The following is a 16,306-nucleotide window of genomic DNA, read 5'->3' as shown; positions in this document are numbered from 1 at the left end:
TGACACGCTGTAGCCGGGAGGGGTCGCGTACGCGAAGGAGGCGGCGGCCCGCCGGGCCGCCGCCTCTCTCCGTGTCAACGCGCGGGCGCGCCGCCGCGTCAGCCGCCCAGCAGGCCGACGTCCCGCACCGCGCCCTTGTCCGCGCTGGTGGCCATCGCCGCGTACGCGCGCAGCGCCTGGGAGACCTTGCGTTCGCGGGCGGCCGGGCGGTAGCCGCCCAGGCGCTCCAGGAGGGCCGTGCGGCGGGTGGCCAACTCCTCGTCGGAGACCTGGAGTTGGATGGCGCGGCCGGGGATGTCGATACGGATCAGGTCGCCGTCCTCGACGAGCGCGATGACGCCGCCCGAGGCCGCCTCGGGGGACGCGTGGCCGATCGACAGGCCCGAGGTGCCGCCGGAGAAGCGGCCGTCGGTGACCAGGGCGCAGGTCTTGCCGAGGCCCCGCCCCTTGAGGAACGAGGTCGGGTAGAGCATTTCCTGCATGCCGGGGCCGCCCTTGGGGCCCTCGTAGCGAATGACGACGACGTCGCCCGGCTTGATCGCCTTGGTGAGGATCTTGTCGACGGCCTCCTCCTGCGACTCGCAGACGACGGCCGGACCCTCGAAGGTCCAGATCGACTCGTCGACGCCGGCGGTCTTGACGACACAGCCGTCCGGGGCGAGGTTGCCGCGCAGCACGGCGAGGCCGCCGTCGGCGGAGTAGGCGTGCGCGGCGTCGCGGATGCAGCCGTTCGCGGCGTCGGTGTCGAGCGTGTCCCAGCGCTCGGACTGCGAGAACGCCTCGGCGGAGCGCTTGCAGCCGGGCGCCGCGTGCCACAGCTCGATGGCCTCCTCGCTGGCCGAGCCGCCGCGCACGTCCCACTTGTCCAGCCACTCCTTGATGCTGGCCGAGTGGACGGTGTGCACGTCCTCGTTGAGCAGCCCGGCGCGGTACAGCTCGCCGAGGATGGCGGGGATGCCGCCGGCGCGGTGCACGTCCTCCATGTAGTACGTGCCGCCGGGCGCCACGTTCGGGGCGACCTTGGCCAGACAGGGGACGCGGCGCGAGACGGCGTCGATGTCGCCCAGGTCGTAGTCGGCGCCGGCTTCGAGCGCGGCGGCCAGCAGGTGCAGGATGGTGTTGGTGGAGCCGCCCATGGCGATGTCCAGGGCCATGGCGTTCTCGAACGCGGCGTGGGTGGCGATGTTGCGCGGCAGCACGCGCTCGTCGCCCTCGCCGTAGTAGCGCCGGGTCAGCTCCACGACGGTGGCGCCGGCCCGCTCGTACAGCTCCTTGCGGGCGGTGTGGGTGGCGAGCACCGAGCCGTTGCCGGGCAGGGCCAGGCCGATGGCCTCGGCGAGGCAGTTCATCGAGTTGGCGGTGAACATGCCCGAACACGAGCCGCAGGTGGGGCAGGCGTTCTCCTCGATGCGGAGGATGTCCTCGTCGGAGACGTTCTCGTTGACCGCGTCGCTGATCGCGTTGACCAGGTCGAGCTTGCGGACGGTGCCGTCGACCAGGGTGGCCTGGCCGGCCTCCATCGGGCCGCCGGAGACGAAGATGGTGGGAATGTTCAGGCGCAGCGCCGCCATCAGCATGCCCGGGGTGATCTTGTCGCAGTTGGAGATGCAGATCAGGGCGTCGGCGCAGTGCGCCTCGACCATGTACTCCACCGAGTCGGCGATCAGGTCGCGCGAGGGCAGGCTGTAGAGCATGCCGCCGTGGCCCATGGCGATGCCGTCGTCCACGGCGATCGTGTTGAACTCGCGCGGCACCGCGCCCGCCGCCTTGATCGCCTCGCTCACGATCCGGCCCACCGGCTGGAGGTGGGTGTGGCCGGGCACGAACTCGGTGAAGGAGTTGGCGACCGCGACGATCGGCTTGCCGATGTCCTCGCTCGCTACCCCCGAGGCCCGCATCAGGGCGCGGGCGCCCGCCATGTTGCGGCCGTGGGTGACGGTGCGGGACCTCAGCTCGGGCACGGTGCTCACTCCCTGGTGATGCCTTGGCGCGTACGCCGCTGCGTACGTCGGGGCCTGCGTACGGTGTCGTACGAGCCTACGCCCACCCTCCAAGATCCGGACGGCTTTCCCGCGATGTGAGACGGGCCGGCCGGTGGTCGAGGGGGCGCTCGCGCGGTGGTCGCGGCGGGTGGGGCCGGCGGGTGGGGCCCGGTCAGGCGGCGGGGGCGTCGAGCGGGTCGGGGCCGGTCAGCAGGCGCTGCACGCCCGGCGCGACCAGGGCGATCACGTGCTCCGGGTCGGCGTCCGCCAGCGGCCTCATCTTGATCACGTACCGCAGCAGCGCGATGCCCACCAACTGGGCCGCGGCGAGTTCGGCGCGCAGCCTCGGGTCCGGGACACCCAACTGGGCGGCGACCCGCGCGACGAGCCGGCTGGAGACCAGGTCGCGGAAGACGGCCGCCGCCGCCTCGTTGCCCACGGCCGAGCGCACGATCGCCAGCAGCGGCTCGCGGTGCGTCGGGTTCTCCCAGATGCCGAGGAAGAACCGGGCCAACCGCTCCCCCTGCTCCTCGTGCGGGCCGGCGAGCAGCATGTCGGGGGCGCGCAGGGCGGGCTCGAAGGCCCGCTCGATGGCGGCGGCGAACACCTGGTCCTTGGTGCCGAAGTAGTGGTGGACCAGGGCCGGGTCCACGCCGGCGCCCTTGGCGATGCCACGGATGGACGCCTTGTCGTAGCCGCGCTCGGCGAACTCGCTGCGCGCCGCCGCCAGGATGCGGTCGCGCGCCGCCGGTTCGCCGCCGGCCGCGGCGCGGGCCGGGCGGCCCCGGCGGCGGGGCGCGGCCAGGCCCTCGCTCATGATCCGGTCATCCGGTCGTCGCGGTCCCCCGGCACCCGGTGCGGCCGGGACGGCGACGCCAGGTGCAGCCGGGTGAAGGCGAGCGCCTCGGCGAGGTCGGCCTCGCGCTCGGCGCTGGACATCGCGCGCCGCGTGTTGACCTCGACGACGACGTGGCCGGTGAAGCCGTTGCCGGCCAGCCGCTCCAGGAGCGCGGCGCACGGCTGGCTGCCCCGGCCCGGCACCAGGTGCTCGTCCTTGCCCGAGCCCGATCCGTCGGCGAGGTGGACGTGGGCCAGCCGGTCGCCCATCCGGTCCACCATCTCCAGCGCCTCGGTGCGGGCGGTGGCGGTGTGCGAGAGGTCGACCGTGAAGTGCCGGTAGTCGTCCTTGGTGACGTCCCAGCCGGGCGCGTAGGCGAGCATCTCGCGGTCGCGGTAGCGCCAGGGGTACATGTTCTCGACAGCGAACCGCACGTCGGTCTCGTCGGCCATCCGCCAGATGCCGCTGACGAAGTCCCGGGCGTACGAGCGCTGCCAGCGGAAGGGCGGGTGCACGACCACGGTGGAGGCGCCGAGCCGCTCGGCCGCGGCGCGGGCCCGCTTGAGCTTGACCCACGGGTCGGTGGACCACACCCGCTGGGTGATCAACAGGCAGGGCGCGTGCACGGCCAGGATCGGCACCTGGTGGTAGTCGGACAGCCGGCGCAGCGCCTCGATGTCCTGGCTGACCGGGTCCGTCCAGACCATGACCTCGACGCCGTCGTATCCCAGGCGCGCCGCGATCTCGAAGGCCGCCGCCGTGGACTCCGGGTAGACGGAGGCCGTGGACAGGGCGACCTTCGCATCCGGGATGCGCACCACTGGCTCTGGCTCTGTCACGAGGGACAGCGTACGGCGTGTCGCCACTCCGGCAGCAGGCTGCCTGGCCGGGGCGGTACGGACCGGGCCCCGGAAACGACCGCACTGGCGGGGGGCGTGGGAGCGCGGCCGGCCGGGGTCGGGCGCGTGCTCAGGCGGGCGGGAGCTGGCCGAGGGCCGGGCGCTCGGCGGGGAGGTGGTCCAGGCGGCGCAGGATCACGCCCTCGCGCAGCGCCCAGGGGCAGATCTCCAGCTCGTCGACGTCGAAGAGGTCCATCGCGGCCTCCGCGACCAGCGCCCCGGCCACGAGCTGCCCCGCCCGGCCGGCGGAGACCCCGGGCAGTTCGGCGCGCTCGGCCGTCGGCATGGCGGCCAGCCTGGAGACCCAGTCGGCGAGGGCCGCGCGGCTCAGCGCGCGCTGGACGTACAGCCCCTCGCCCGAGCGCGCCGCGCCGGCCAGGCGCGCCAACTGCTTGAACGTCTTGGAGGTGGCCACCACGTGGTCGGGCCGCCCGAGCCGGCTGAAGTCGCCGACGACGTGCGCGATCTGGGCCCGCACATGTCGCCGCAGGGCCCGCACGTCGTCCGTGTCCGGCGGGTCGCCCGGCAGCCAGCCGGCGGTGAGCCGGCCCGCGCCGAGCGGCAGCGAGGCCGCCGCGTCGGGCTCCTCGTCCATGCCGTACGCGATCTCCAGCGAGCCGCCGCCGATGTCGAGCACCAGCAGCCGCCCGGCCGACCAGCCGAACCAGCGGCGCACCGCGAGGAAGGTCAGCCGCGCCTCCTCGTCGCCGGTGAGCACCGCGAGCCGCACGCCGGTCTCGGCCGCGACGCGGGCCAGCACCTCGTCGGCGTTGGTCGCCTCGCGCACCGCGGAGGTCGCGAACGGGAGCACGTTCTCGCAGCCCTTGTCCTCGGCCGCCTGGAGCGCGTCGGAAATCACCCCGATCAGCCGGTCGATGCCGTCGCCGCCGATCGCGCCGTCCGCGTCGAGCAGCTCGGCCAGGCGCAATTCCGCCTTGTGGGAGTGCGCGGGCAGCGGCCGGGCACCGGGGTGCGCGTCCACCACCAGGAGATGCACCGTGTTCGAACCCACATCCAGGACACCGAGTCTCATGGCCAGAACGCTACTGTGCGCTGCTGGCGGGGTGCCGGGGGGCCGGTCACGAAACGGCTCGACCGGTCGCGGTACGGCGACGGGCAGCGGGGCGGCGGAAGGAGCCCGCGCACCCCGAACCCCGTGCCGGACGCGGGCGTTGACGGCTGCCGGCCGTCCGGCGGCCGCCCGTCACCGCGCGCCGCGCAGCCGCAGGACGTACGTCGCGGTCAGCGCGACGGCGCGGTCCGCGTCGCGGGACAGCTCGCCGAGGACGCGGGTCGCCGTCGGCCCGGGCACGGCCGCCAGCGCCTGGGTGAGCCGGCCACGCGCGGGGCCGGGCGTGGCGGCGTCGGCGAGGCGCTCGGCCAGGGCGGCGGCGATCCGCTGCGCCACCCCGGCGTCGCTGGCCAGGGCGCCGAGCGCGTCGGCCGCGCCGGTGTCGTCCCGCCCCGCCACGACCAGGTCGACGAGCGCGGGGACCGCGTCGGCCTCGCCCCGCGCGCCGAGCGCGAGGGCCGCGTGCCCGCGGACCACGGCGTCGGGGTGGCCGAGCGCGGCCCGCAGACGGGCGGCGGCCTCCTCGCCGGGCAGCTCGGCCAGGGCCCGTACGGCGCGCTCGCGCACCGCCGCCACCGGCGCGGCCAGGCCATCGGCCAGCAGCGCTGGAGCGCCGTGGCCGAGGCCGCCGGCCTCGTCACCGTGGCCGCCGCCGTGACCGTCGTGGGGGTCACCGCCGCCGTGACCGTTACCGTCGCCCCCGTGGCCGTTACCGCCGGCGCCGCTGTGGGCCAGCGCCCAGCGCAGGGCCCCGGCCACGTTCGGCTCGCTCTCCCGCAGCACCGCCTCGACCAGGGCCTCCACCGGCACCGGGACCTCGTCGGCCACGGTGAGGGCCGCGCGCTGGCGCGCACCGGCGCTCGTGGAGCCCAGCGCCTGGAGCAGCGCGACGACCCGGAGGACGTCCTCCCAGTCGGCGGGGCCCGCGGCCTCGATCCGGCGCAGCCGGGTGAGCAGTTCGGTCTCGGCCGCGATGCGCTCGCGCGTCGCGGCGACGAGGTCGCCGACGATCGTCGCGGGCGCGAAGTCGGGGTCGTCGAGCGCGCGGCCGATCTCCCGCAGCGACATCCCGAGCGCCCGCAGGCTCTCGACGTGGAAGATCCGCCGGATGTCCGCGTCGGCGTACTCCCGGTAGCCGGCGCCGGTCCGGCCCGAGGGCCGCACCAGGCCCAGCGACTCGTAGTGCCGCAGCATCCGGGCGCTGACCCCCGACCGCCGTGCCACCTCGCCGATCAACACGCCCTAACCTCCCTCCCGCCCCCGCTGGTCCCGCTGACCTCGCTGGCCCCGCTGGTCCGGCGGGTCCTGCCGGCCCTGCCGCCCCGCCTGGCCGAGGTCGCCGAGGGCCACGACGCGTTTCGCCTCCTCGATCGCGAACGCGAACCCGGCGTCCGGATCGCGCAGCAACCGCTCGGTGGCCAGCGCGTGCGCGCGTACCTCCGCGTCGGCGGCCACCGCCGCGGCCCGCAGCGCCGGCACCGCCGCCTCGCCCAGTGTGACCAACGCCCGGCTCAGGCTCAGCCGCGTCTCGCGCCCACCGCGCCCGAGCTGCGTCGCCAGCGCGGCGGCGAGGTCGGGCTCCTCGCCCTCCGGTACGAGCACGACGGCGGCCCGCCAGGCGCTGCGCGCCACCTCGTCGTCGGCGTCGGCCAACAGCGCCCGGGTGAGGGCCGGCCACGCCCGCCGGTCCCCGATCTTGGACAGCGTGTGCAGCGCCTGCGAACGCGCCCGGGCGCGCTCCGAGCGGAGCTCGCGGACCAGCCTGGGGAGCGTCACGGACGCCGGATGCCGGGTGAGTGCCCAGGTCAGGGCGTCGCGGACGAAGAACTCGGGCTCGCTCGCGCACCGCTGGACCAGCGTGTCGACGCAGCCCACGTCGGGCGTCGTACCGAGTGCCAGCGCGGCCCGCAGGCGCACCGACGCGTCGTCGTCCTCCAACCCCCGCAGCGCCCGCGTCAGCTCCGTCGTCGGTCTCCGTGTCGTCATCGGGACCACCTCCTGGGCACGGAGTGAAGACCTTGTCACCGTGGCAAGGTCAAGCGGCGACGGGGGCACCCGGGCGGTCGGGAACGCCCGCCGTGGCGCATACGCTGGAGTCGTGCCAAAGACGAAAAAGGCGAAGCAGGACAAAGCGCCAAAGCAGGGGTCGAAGAAGGCCCGCAAGACCGCTCCGCAGGACGCGCCGTCCGCCGGGCTGGCCCTGGCTGACGAGGTGGGCCTCGACTTCCCCCGGGCGTGGGTGGAGTTCCCCGACCCGGCCGACGACGAGCAGGTCTTCCGGGTCGACCTGACCTGGCTGACCTCCCGCTGGAGCTGCGTCTTCGGCCAGGGCTGCCAGGGCATCCAGGCCGGCCGGGCGGACGACGGCTGCTGCACCCTTGGCGCGCACTTCTCGGACGAGGACGACGAGGCGCGGGTGGCCGGGCACGCCGCGCGGCTCACGCCGGACATCTGGCAGTTCCACGACGTCGGCACGCGCACCGGCTGGGTGCAGAAGGACGACGACGGGGAGCGCCAGACCCGCCGCTACGAGGGCTCGTGCATCTTCCAGAACCGCCCCGGCTTCGCCGGCGGCGCGGGCTGCTCGCTGCACATCCTCGCCCTGCGCGAGGGCCGCGAGCCGCTGGAGACCAAGCCGGACGTGTGCTGGCAGCTCCCCATCCGCCGCACCTACGACTGGGTGGACCGGCCCGACGACACCCGGGTGCTGGTCGTGTCGATCGGCGAGTACGACCGCCGGGGCTGGGGCCCGGGCGGCCACGACCTGCACTGGTGGTGCACGTCGGCGACCTCGGCGCACGGCGCCGGGGACCCGGTGTACGTCTCGTACCGGCCCGAACTCACCGAGCTGATGGGCAAGGAGGGGTACGCGAAGCTGGTCGAGCTGTGCGAGGCCCGGCTCGCCGCGCAGCTCCCGATGGCCCCGCACCCGGCCGACCCGGCCCCCGCCCCCGCGCCGGAGGCGGCCCGGGGCACCGCCGGCTGACGCCGCGCCCGGGCCGGGCCACCGCCCGGCCCGCGCCGCCACCCCGTACGCTCCGCGGCCTCCCCGGCGCGGCCAGGCGCCTCGCGGCGCCGGGGGTGTGCCGCGTTCGCGCCAGGGCTACGGGGACGGGCTCGCGGGCTCCGTCGGGGTCGGGGCCGGTTCGCTGGGCGTGGGTGTCGGGGTCGGCGTGGGCGTCGGCTCGGGTGGCGTGGGGCTCGGGTCGGGGCCGCTGCCCTGGCCGATGCCCTGGATGGTGACCACCGATCCGGACGGGGCCACCGAGACGTGCGCCGTCCAGGGGCCGGCCGGCTCCAGGTCCCGATCGACGGACGCGGTGATCGTCAGCGACTCGCCCGGCCGCAGTTCGCCCGCGCTCTGGCTGAGCCGCAGCCACGGCGCGTCGGACGTCGCCGACCAGCGCACCGGGCCGCCGCCGGACGCGCTCAGCGTGATCAGAGTGGTCTCCTCGCCCGGCTGGGCCGTCACCGTCAGGTGCCCGGGCGCGGGCGCGGGCCGGCTGGTGCCGGGCTCCGGGCGGTCGGTGCTCGGCTGGGTGGCCGGGTCCCGCGACGGCACGCGGTCGGTGGGGCGCGGGTCGCCGCGCCGCTCCTGCCGCGCGCGCTCCTCGGCGCGCTCCCGGTCGGGCGAGCGCCGGCCCGCGTCGGCGTCGGGCTGGTTGCCCCGCGCGTGCCCCGCCTCCTCGTACGGCTGGCCACCGAACTCGTCCCGCTCGGACGCCGAGACCCCGCCGTTGGCCTGGCTCTCGCCGGTCAGCGGGGCGCCCCGGTAGGCGGCCCACAGCGCCAGCACCGGGGCGGCCACCACGGTCGCCACCACCGTCGTGGTCACCGCGCGGCTGCGCAGCCGCGCGCGCCGGGCCGCCCGGTCCTTCGGGTCGATGGGGAAGCCGCGCCGGTCGAACCGGGGCCAGGTGGCCGCGGACCGCGTCGGCCGGCCGCGCAGCGCGCACTGCATCGCGGCGCACACCGCCGGCCGCGGCGCCTCCAGGATCGGCAGCGCGGCCGGCGCCGCGGCCGTGCCCGGCCAGGGCCCGCCGGCCGTGGCGCGCTCGGCGGTCCTGCGGCACTGGCCGCAGTCGTCCACGTGGCGGACGAGTTCGCGGCGCAGCGCCGCGGACAGCAGCACCTGCGCGTCGCCCGCCAACCGCGAGACGGTGGGACAGCGGCCGAGTTCGACCACCGCGAGCGCCGCGCGGGTGCGCTCCACCTCGCAGGCCGCGCTGGCGATCAGCGCCCGGGTGTCGTCCGGGTCGAGCCCGATGACGGCCGCGACCTCGTGCGGCGAGAGCTGGTGGCGCACCGCGAGTTCGAGCGCCTCGCGCTGCTCGGGGGTGGTGCCGGCGGCCTCGGGCCAGGCGAGCGCGGCCAGGTCGCGGCGGCGCTGCGCGGGGGCGGTGGGGGCCTGTACGGGGTGCGCGGGACGGGCCCCGCCGCGCGGCGGGGCCCCGCCCGCCCGGGACTCGGCGAGCGCCCGCAGACAGGCCCAGCGGGCGAGCGCGTACAGCCACGGGCGGCGCAGCCCGAGGTCGGTGCTGGGGGACCGCTTGGCGTGCCCCGGGGCCCTGGCCCGCCCGGGCGGCACGGAGAGTTCGGGCGCCATGGGGGGTGTCATCGGCGACGGCACGGTCATCTGGCGCGCCGGGTCCGCGCCGCCGTCCTTGGCCGTGAACCCGGCGGCCCGGCCGCGCTGCCGCCGCCGCTCCGCGACCGCGAGCGCGTCACCGAGGGCGACGGTGGCGGCGTCGTGGTCACACAGCACGGACAGGCAGTACGTGAACAGGCCGTCGAGGTAGGGCTCGTAACACGCGGGAGGGCGCTCGACGGCGGTACGGGGGGCGCGCGCGCCGCGTCGTTGTGCGCGGTGTGCGCCGGTGGGATGCGTGGGGTGCTCGGACCTGCTGCTCATCACCTGGCGACGGTAGGGGGATCACACCGGGTCACCCGCCTGCCACGGGGACCTTTAACTCGTACGGGTGACCATCTCCCTCGAAAGGGGACAAGATTCTCGCTTTACGTCATTCCCGGGGCCCGACCTTGACATATGCGTCTGGCCCGTTCGCTTTCCATGGTTTTCCTTGGCCCGCCCCCGCCCCGGCCCGGTTCCCCCCGCCCGCCGGGCCGGTCGCCCGCCGCCACGGCGCGGCCGGAGCTGGCGGCCGGCGGCCCGGACGCCTCGCACTCCCGTTCCCCACCCGCCCCCACGTCGGTCCCACCCCCGGCCCGACCGCCCCGCCACCGGCGCGCGCCCCCGCCGCGACCCACTCCGGGCCCGGGAGTGTCAGACCGCACCGTTACGGTGATGCGCATGGCCACCCGTAGTACGCGCACGCCCGCCAAGGACCGCCCCTCCTACCGCTGTAGCGAGTGCGGCTGGACCACGGTCAAGTGGCTCGGCCGCTGCCCCGAATGCCAGGCGTGGGGGACGGTCGAGGAGTTCGGCGCGGCCCCCGCGGTGCGCACGACGGCGGCCGGCCGGGTCACCACCGCCGCGCTGCCCATCGGCCAGGTGGACGGCCGGCAGGCGACGGCGCGCGGCACCGGCGTCGACGAGCTGGACCGGGTGCTCGGCGGCGGCCTGGTGCCCGGCGCGGTCGTGCTCCTCGCCGGCGAGCCCGGCGTCGGCAAGTCCACGCTGCTGCTCGACGTGGCCGCCAAGGCGTCCTCCGACACCCACCGCACGCTCTACATCACCGGCGAGGAGTCCGCGAGCCAGGTCAGGCTGCGGGCCGACCGGATCGGCGCGCTCTCCGAGCACCTGTACCTGGCCGCCGAGACCGACCTGTCCGCCGTCCTCGGCCACCTCGACACGGTCAAGCCCTCGCTGCTGGTCCTGGACTCGGTGCAGACCGTCGCCTCGCCCGAGATCGACGGCGCGCCCGGCGGCATGGCGCAGGTGCGCGAGGTCGCGGGCGCGCTGATCCGCGCGTCCAAGGAGCGCGGCATGGCCACGGTGCTGGTCGGCCACGTCACCAAGGACGGCGGCATCGCCGGCCCCCGGCTGCTGGAACACCTGGTGGACGTGGTGCTCAGCTTCGAGGGCGACCGGCACGCGCGGCTGCGCCTGGTGCGCGGCATCAAGAACCGGTACGGCGCGACGGACGAGGTCGGCTGCTTCGAACTGCACGACGAGGGCATCACGGGCCTGGCCGACCCGTCGGGCCTCTTCCTCACCCGCCGCGCCGAACCCGTACCGGGCACCTGTCTGACCGTCACCCTGGAGGGCCGCCGCCCGCTGGTGGCCGAGGTGCAGGCGCTCACCGTGGACACCCAGATCCCCTCGCCCCGGCGCACCACGTCCGGCCTGGAGACCTCGCGCGTGTCCATGATGCTGGCGGTGTTGGAGCAGCGCGGCCGGATCAGCGCGCTCGGCAAGCGCGACATCTACAGCGCCACCGTGGGCGGCGTGCGACTCACCGAGCCCGCCGCCGACCTGGCCGTCGCGCTCGCCCTGGCCAGCGCCGCCAGCGATACGCCGCTGCCGAAGAACCTGGTGGCCGTCGGCGAGGTGGGCCTGGCGGGCGAGGTCAGGCGGGTGACGGGGGTGCAGCGAAGGCTCTCCGAGGCGGCCAGGCTGGGCTTCACGCACGCGCTGGTGCCAGGCGACGCGGGCAAGATCCCACCCGGTATGCGCGTGCTCGAAGTGGCCGACATAGGCGAGGCGCTGCGCGTTCTGCCGAAGCGACCGCGCCGCGAGGCGCCCCAGGCCCCCCGCGAGTAGCCCGGGCGCCGGTAGACTTTGCCCTGGTCTCGCCCGCACGCCCGTACGTACCCAACTCTACGTACATCCGGCAGGGCGGCCTGCGGCACCGACCAGATCTGGCGACGGAGGAGTGCAGTGGCAGCCAACGACCGGGCGACAGCTCCCGGCAGGGCCGGGGGAAGCTCCGGTTCCGATCGTCTGATGCGCGCCTCCCTCAGCGCGGTCGCGCCGGGCACGGCGCTGCGCGACGGCCTGGAGCGCATCCTCCGCGGCAACACGGGCGGACTGATCGTGCTGGGCATGGACAAGACCGTCGAGTCGATGTGCACCGGCGGCTTCGTCCTCGACGTCGAGTTCTCCGCGACCCGACTGCGCGAGCTGTGCAAGTTGGACGGCGCGCTGATCCTCGACAAGGACATCACCAAGATCGTGCGCGCGGGCGTGCAGCTCGTGCCCGACGCGTCCATCCCGACCGAGGAGACCGGCACCCGGCACCGCACGGCGCAGCGGGTCTCCATCCAGGCGGGCTTCCCCGTCGTCTCGGTCAGCCAGTCGATGCGGCTGATCGCGCTGTACGTGGACGGCCAGCGCCGCGTCCTGGAGGACTCGGCCGCGATCCTGTCCCGGGCCAATCAGGCGCTGGCCACCCTGGAGCGGTACAAGCTCCGCCTCGACGAGGTCGCGGGCACGCTCTCGGCGCTGGAGATCGAGGACCTGGTGACGGTCCGCGACGTCACGGCGGTCGCCCAACGCCTGGAGATGGTCCGCCGGATCGCCACCGAGATCGCCGAGTACGTGGTCGAGCTGGGCACCGACGGGCGGCTGCTCTCCCTCCAGTTGGACGAGCTGATCGCCGGCGTCGAGCCGGAGCGCGAACTGGTCGTACGGGACTACGTGCCCGAGCCGACCGCCAAGCGCTCCCGCACGGTCGCCGACGCGCTCGCCGAACTCGACGCGCTCACCCACCCCGAACTCCTCGAACTGCCCATCGTCGCCCGCGCGTTGGGCTACAGCGGCTCCCCCGAGACGCTCGACTCCGCGGTCTCCCCGCGCGGTTACCGCCTGCTGGCCAAGGTGCCCCGGCTGCCCGGCGCCATCATCGAGCGCCTGGTGGAGCACTTCGGCGGCCTCCAGAAGCTGCTGGCCGCCAGCGTGGACGACCTCCAGATGGTCGACGGCGTCGGCGAGGCCCGCGCCCGCTCGGTCCGCGAGGGCCTCTCCCGCCTGGCGGAGTCCTCGATCCTGGAACGGTACGTGTAGCTCGCCGCTGGGCCGCTCGCGCGCTGGGTAGCGGCTTGACCTGTCGTCTTCGGGGTTTCCCCCGGGGCCTCTGGTTGTCTTCGGGGTTCGCTCGGGGGTCTCTGGCGGGGTTCGTTTGAGGTCGCCTGGCGGGATTTCCTTGGGGTCGCCTGGCCGGGTGGCGAGCCTTGTGGCGTGGGCGAGGGGGCGGCTTTCTTGAGCGGGGGTGCCGCTCGTGGCGGTCCGGGGGCTCCGCGTCCCAGGGATGTGCCTCGCTCGGAGGGCGGGGTGTTCGCTGGTGGGCGCGGTCGTCATCGTGGTCGCGGTCGGGGCGGCTCAGGGTTGTGCGTAGCACCCCGGTACGACGCTCGTACGGCTCGGGTGCCATCGGAAGGTGGGGCCGTCCCCCCGTCGTCTGACGGTGAATCACCGCCTGGTCCGATGTGCGGTGGCCCGGTTCGCGGTCAGGATGGGGGCATGTCGATCGCGACCGTTCCCGCTTCCGCCACGGTGCTGGCCCCAGCACCCCGGTGGGCCCGACGCCGCGCGCATGCCATCGCGCTGTGCGCCGTCCCCTCCGGGCTGTGGCGCGTCGCCATGGCGTTCGGGGTCTACGTCGGCTACAGCGACCGGGTGCTGCGCGAGGAGTTCGCCATCCCGGGCTGGGGCATCGCCTGTGTCCTCGGCCTGTCCCTGCTCATCGTGGTGGCGTCCCTCGTCCCGCTGTTGCTGGTCGGCGAGCGGCGGCGGGTCCGGCACCCGGGGGCGCTCGCCGCCCTGGCCTGGAGCGCGTCGGCGGCCCTGGTGCTGGGGGCGATATGGCAACTCGCGGTCGCCGGTTCCGTCCAGAGCCAGACGCTCATGACGAGCGAGACGGCTGAGGCCGTCTGGGCCGTGGCCTTCGCCCCGCTGTTCGCGATACCCGTCCTGACGACCGCGGTGACCTGGGTGGCCTGGTCGTACGCCCAACGGCTGCGGGCCGCCGAGCCGCGCGACCGGGTGGCGTAGCGCGCGCCGCGCCTCCGTCACGGCCGTCGCCGGGCGGGCGTGGGGCGGCGGGTCGGCGGGTCGGCGGGCCTACGCCAGGTACGCCGCGCGCTCGGGCGGCACCGCGTGGGCGAAGCCCTCGCCGCGCGCCCAGCGCCGCACCTCGTCGACCGCCACCGCCGCGAGCCGGCGCAGCTCCGTGCCCTGGGAGCCGGCGATGTGCGGGGTGAGCAGGGCGTTCTTACAGGTCCACAGGGGGTGGTCGGGCGGGAGTTGGTCGGGTTCGGTGACGTCGAGCACGGCCCTGATGCGACCCGCGAGCAGCGCCTCGGTCAGCGCCTGCTGGTCCACCACCGCGCCGCGCGCCGTGTTGATCAGGGTCGCGTCCGGGCGCAGCGCGGCGAGGAGTTCGCGGCTGACGAGACCGCGTGTCTCGGGGAGCAGGGGCGTGTGCACGCTCACCACGTCGCTGGCCGCGAAGAGTTCGGGGAGGTCGACGGCGCGGGCGCCGAGGGCAGCGGCCTGCTCGGCGCTCACGTACGGGTCGTAGAGGAGGACGTGCAGATCGTGCGGGCGGAGGAGTTCGATGACGCGGCGACCGGTGAGGGAGGCGCTGAGGATGCCGACGGTGCGCTGGTAGTTGCCCTGTTCGGGGCCCGCGTACTGCCAGTGCTCGCGGGCACGGGCGGCGCGGTAGTCCCGGGCCGATTCCAGGACGCCCTTGTTGGCGAGCAGGATCATGGCGAGCGTGTACTCGGCCACCGGGAGCGCGTTGGCCCGCGCGGCGGACGAGACCTCGATGCCGCGCCGCCAGCAGGCGGCGCCGACGTGGCCGCGTACCGAGCCGGCGGTGTGCACGATGGCCCGCAGGTGGGGCGCGGCGGCGAGCACCCGCTCGTCGATGGGCGGGCACCCCCAACCGGTGATGAGCAACTCGGTGTCGGCCAGCACCCGGCGGGCCCGCTCGGTGGTGAAGTCGGCGAGGGCGGGCGGCGGGGTCAGGTCGGTGAGTTCGGCGAGGGCGGCCAGCGCCGCCGCGTCGAGCACGCCGTCGGCCGCCTCGGGCGCCATCGCGAGCGCGGCGCGCGGTCGTACGGTGTCGGCGGGGCGCCCGGTGGACGCGTGGGCGGTCTGCATGGGGCTCCGGTCTCCTGCACTCGCGCGGGCCGGCCGGGGGGGAGGGCCGGCGCCGCCAGATCGTACGGGTCGCCGCCGCCGGCCGGCCCGCGCGACGCTGACCATCCGGTTTCGACTCGGCCCGGCCCGACGTCGGCCGGGGGCACGCGCCAGTCCGGGTGTCGCGCTGGTCGGCAGCGTGGCCGGGGGGCGGGGGCTTGGCCCGGGCCGGAGTGCGGCGCCGGGCCAGGAGCGTGGCCCTGGCCCGGAGCAAGGCCCCGGGTGAGGCGTGGACCTCGCCGGGGGCAGGGTCCCGGCTGGGGGCGGGGTCCCCGCTGGGGGCTGGGTCCCCGGCCGGGTGGCCGGGCCGGGTGACACCGGGCGGGGTGGCGCGCCGGGCGAGACGGCGCGCCGGGCGCGCGACGCGCCCGGCGGGGCGGGGGTGGAACGGGAGGGTGGGGCGGGAGGGGGCGGGGGGCCGGGGAGGGGGGCCCCCTCAGTCCTTGGCCAACACGAACGAGACGCGGGCCGTGCCGAGGCCGTCCACCTTGGCCTCGACCAGGTAGGTGCCGGCCGGTGCGGCCTGGACGCCGGAGGGGGACGCGCAGTTCTCGTGCGTGACCTTGCGGTCCCACTCCACGGTCCGCTTGATCGCGTCGTCGCCCGGCACCCGCACCATCGAGGTGGCGTTGCCGCTCGGGCAGTCGTCCGAGGCCCAGACGTGGTCGTCCGCCGCGTCCGTGATGGTGAGCGAGGCCGCCGCGCGGCCAAGGTCCACCTTGCAGGCGCCGTCGCCGGAGTTCTTCACGGCCAGCTCGAACTTCGGCTTCTCACCGGGCTCGTAGGAGTTCCTGAGGCTGCGCAGCGTCAACTCCACCGTGCCCGCCTCGCAGTCGGCCAGCGTCGAGTCGGAGGGCTCAAGGGCGCCGTTGCCGACACCGAGCCCGCCGGCCGCGCCGGTGGTGCCGCTGCCGCCCGAACCACCCGTGCCGCCCGAGCCGCCACCGGCGTTGCCGCCGGAACCGCCCGTGCCGCCGCTGTCGCCCGTACCACCAGAGCCGCCGCTGTCGCCGGAGCCGCCAGAGTCACCGGTGCCGCCGGTTTCCTTCTCGTCGTCCGACTCGTCGCGTCCGCCCGGCCGTTGGTCGTTGACGGGTCCGGACGAGGACGGCCCCGGCGTGATCGTGCTGGCCGTGTCACCGCCGCTGGGGCCCTTGGCGTCGTCCTTGCCGCCGCCGTCGTCGCCACCCAGGCCCACGGCCCAGATGACGAGTAGGACGAGCAACGCGACCAGGGACAGCGCAACTGCCCTCCGCCGCCAGTAGATGGAGGAAGGGAGCGGACCGATCGGATTGCGCAGAGATCCCACGCGGAAACTCTACGAGAGATCCGTTAGGAGACCCGCCAGTACCCGCCGCATTCCGGACCGACTTTTCTCATCATCTGCCCGGAGACGGCTTTCCGGGC

Annotated in this window: 13 protein-coding genes; 4 read left to right on the top strand and 9 right to left on the bottom strand. The window is 75.5% G+C overall.

What is annotated here, in order from left to right; all coding sequences use genetic code 11:
- Positions 1–98 precede the first annotated feature (98 nt).
- From ilvD to OYE22_RS18395, 6 genes are all read right to left on the bottom strand, one after another.
- Positions 99–1,961: a dihydroxy-acid dehydratase gene (ilvD, locus tag OYE22_RS18420; RefSeq protein WP_277321432.1), complete on the bottom strand. Its 1,863-nt coding sequence runs from the start codon at positions 1,959–1,961 to the stop codon at positions 99–101.
- Positions 1,962–2,154: 193 nt separating this feature from the next.
- Complete coding sequence (locus OYE22_RS18415) at positions 2,155–2,799, bottom strand: TetR family transcriptional regulator (protein ID WP_176162457.1); 645 nt, start codon at positions 2,797–2,799, stop codon at positions 2,155–2,157.
- On the bottom strand, positions 2,796–3,641 hold the full coding sequence (locus OYE22_RS18410) for a sugar phosphate isomerase/epimerase (protein WP_277324191.1): 846 nt from the start codon (positions 3,639–3,641) through the stop codon (positions 2,796–2,798). Before OYE22_RS18410 ends, OYE22_RS18415 begins: the two co-directional genes overlap by 4 nt.
- Before the next feature lie 148 nt (positions 3,642–3,789).
- The gene (locus OYE22_RS18405) at positions 3,790–4,752 is read right to left on the bottom strand and encodes a Ppx/GppA phosphatase family protein (RefSeq protein ID WP_277321431.1); all 963 of its coding nucleotides are present in this window, start codon (positions 4,750–4,752) and stop codon (positions 3,790–3,792) included.
- A 171-nt stretch (positions 4,753–4,923) separates the two neighbouring features.
- Positions 4,924–6,030 carry a MerR family transcriptional regulator gene (locus tag OYE22_RS18400; RefSeq protein WP_277321430.1) on the bottom strand — a complete coding sequence of 369 codons (1,107 nt, stop codon included), beginning with the start codon at positions 6,028–6,030 and terminating at the stop codon, positions 4,924–4,926.
- A gap of 3 nt (positions 6,031–6,033) precedes the next feature.
- Positions 6,034–6,777: a HEAT repeat domain-containing protein gene (locus OYE22_RS18395; RefSeq protein ID WP_277321429.1), complete on the bottom strand. Its 744-nt coding sequence runs from the start codon at positions 6,775–6,777 to the stop codon at positions 6,034–6,036.
- Positions 6,778–6,889: 112 nt separating this feature from the next.
- Between OYE22_RS18395 and OYE22_RS18390 the strand changes: the two genes are divergently transcribed.
- Positions 6,890–7,777: a hypothetical protein gene (locus tag OYE22_RS18390; protein WP_277321428.1), complete on the top strand. Its 888-nt coding sequence runs from the start codon at positions 6,890–6,892 to the stop codon at positions 7,775–7,777.
- 117 nt (positions 7,778–7,894) lie between these two features.
- On the opposite strand, the gene OYE22_RS18385 is transcribed toward OYE22_RS18390, so the two are convergent.
- Positions 7,895–9,703 carry a sigma-70 family RNA polymerase sigma factor gene (locus OYE22_RS18385; RefSeq protein WP_277321427.1) on the bottom strand — a complete coding sequence of 603 codons (1,809 nt, stop codon included), beginning with the start codon at positions 9,701–9,703 and terminating at the stop codon, positions 7,895–7,897.
- A gap of 399 nt (positions 9,704–10,102) precedes the next feature.
- Between OYE22_RS18385 and radA the strand changes: the two genes are divergently transcribed.
- From radA to OYE22_RS18370, 3 genes are all read left to right on the top strand, one after another.
- Positions 10,103–11,515: a DNA repair protein RadA gene (radA, locus tag OYE22_RS18380; RefSeq protein ID WP_277321426.1), complete on the top strand. Its 1,413-nt coding sequence runs from the start codon at positions 10,103–10,105 to the stop codon at positions 11,513–11,515.
- A gap of 117 nt (positions 11,516–11,632) precedes the next feature.
- Positions 11,633–12,757, top strand: coding sequence for a DNA integrity scanning diadenylate cyclase DisA (gene disA / locus OYE22_RS18375; protein WP_176162463.1), 1,125 nt, complete (start codon positions 11,633–11,635; stop codon positions 12,755–12,757).
- Positions 12,758–13,213: 456 nt separating this feature from the next.
- Positions 13,214–13,744, top strand: coding sequence for a hypothetical protein (locus tag OYE22_RS18370; protein WP_277321425.1), 531 nt, complete (start codon positions 13,214–13,216; stop codon positions 13,742–13,744).
- Positions 13,745–13,813: 69 nt separating this feature from the next.
- Here the strand turns inward: OYE22_RS18370 and OYE22_RS18365 are convergent, their stop codons facing one another.
- Together OYE22_RS18365 and OYE22_RS18360 are read right to left on the bottom strand one after the other, a co-directional pair.
- Positions 13,814–14,860 (bottom strand): hydroxyacid dehydrogenase, encoded by a 1,047-nt coding sequence (locus OYE22_RS18365; protein WP_277321424.1) that lies wholly within the window; start codon positions 14,858–14,860, stop codon positions 13,814–13,816.
- Positions 14,861–15,335: 475 nt separating this feature from the next.
- Positions 15,336–16,208 (bottom strand): hypothetical protein, encoded by an 873-nt coding sequence (locus OYE22_RS18360; RefSeq protein WP_277321423.1) that lies wholly within the window; start codon positions 16,206–16,208, stop codon positions 15,336–15,338.
- Positions 16,209–16,306 lie beyond the last annotated feature (98 nt).

It is taken from the genome of Streptomyces sp. 71268 (assembly GCF_029392895.1).
Classification (GTDB): Bacteria; Actinomycetota; Actinomycetes; order Streptomycetales; family Streptomycetaceae; genus Streptomyces.
This window is presented reverse-complemented; position numbering and strand designations above follow the sequence as displayed.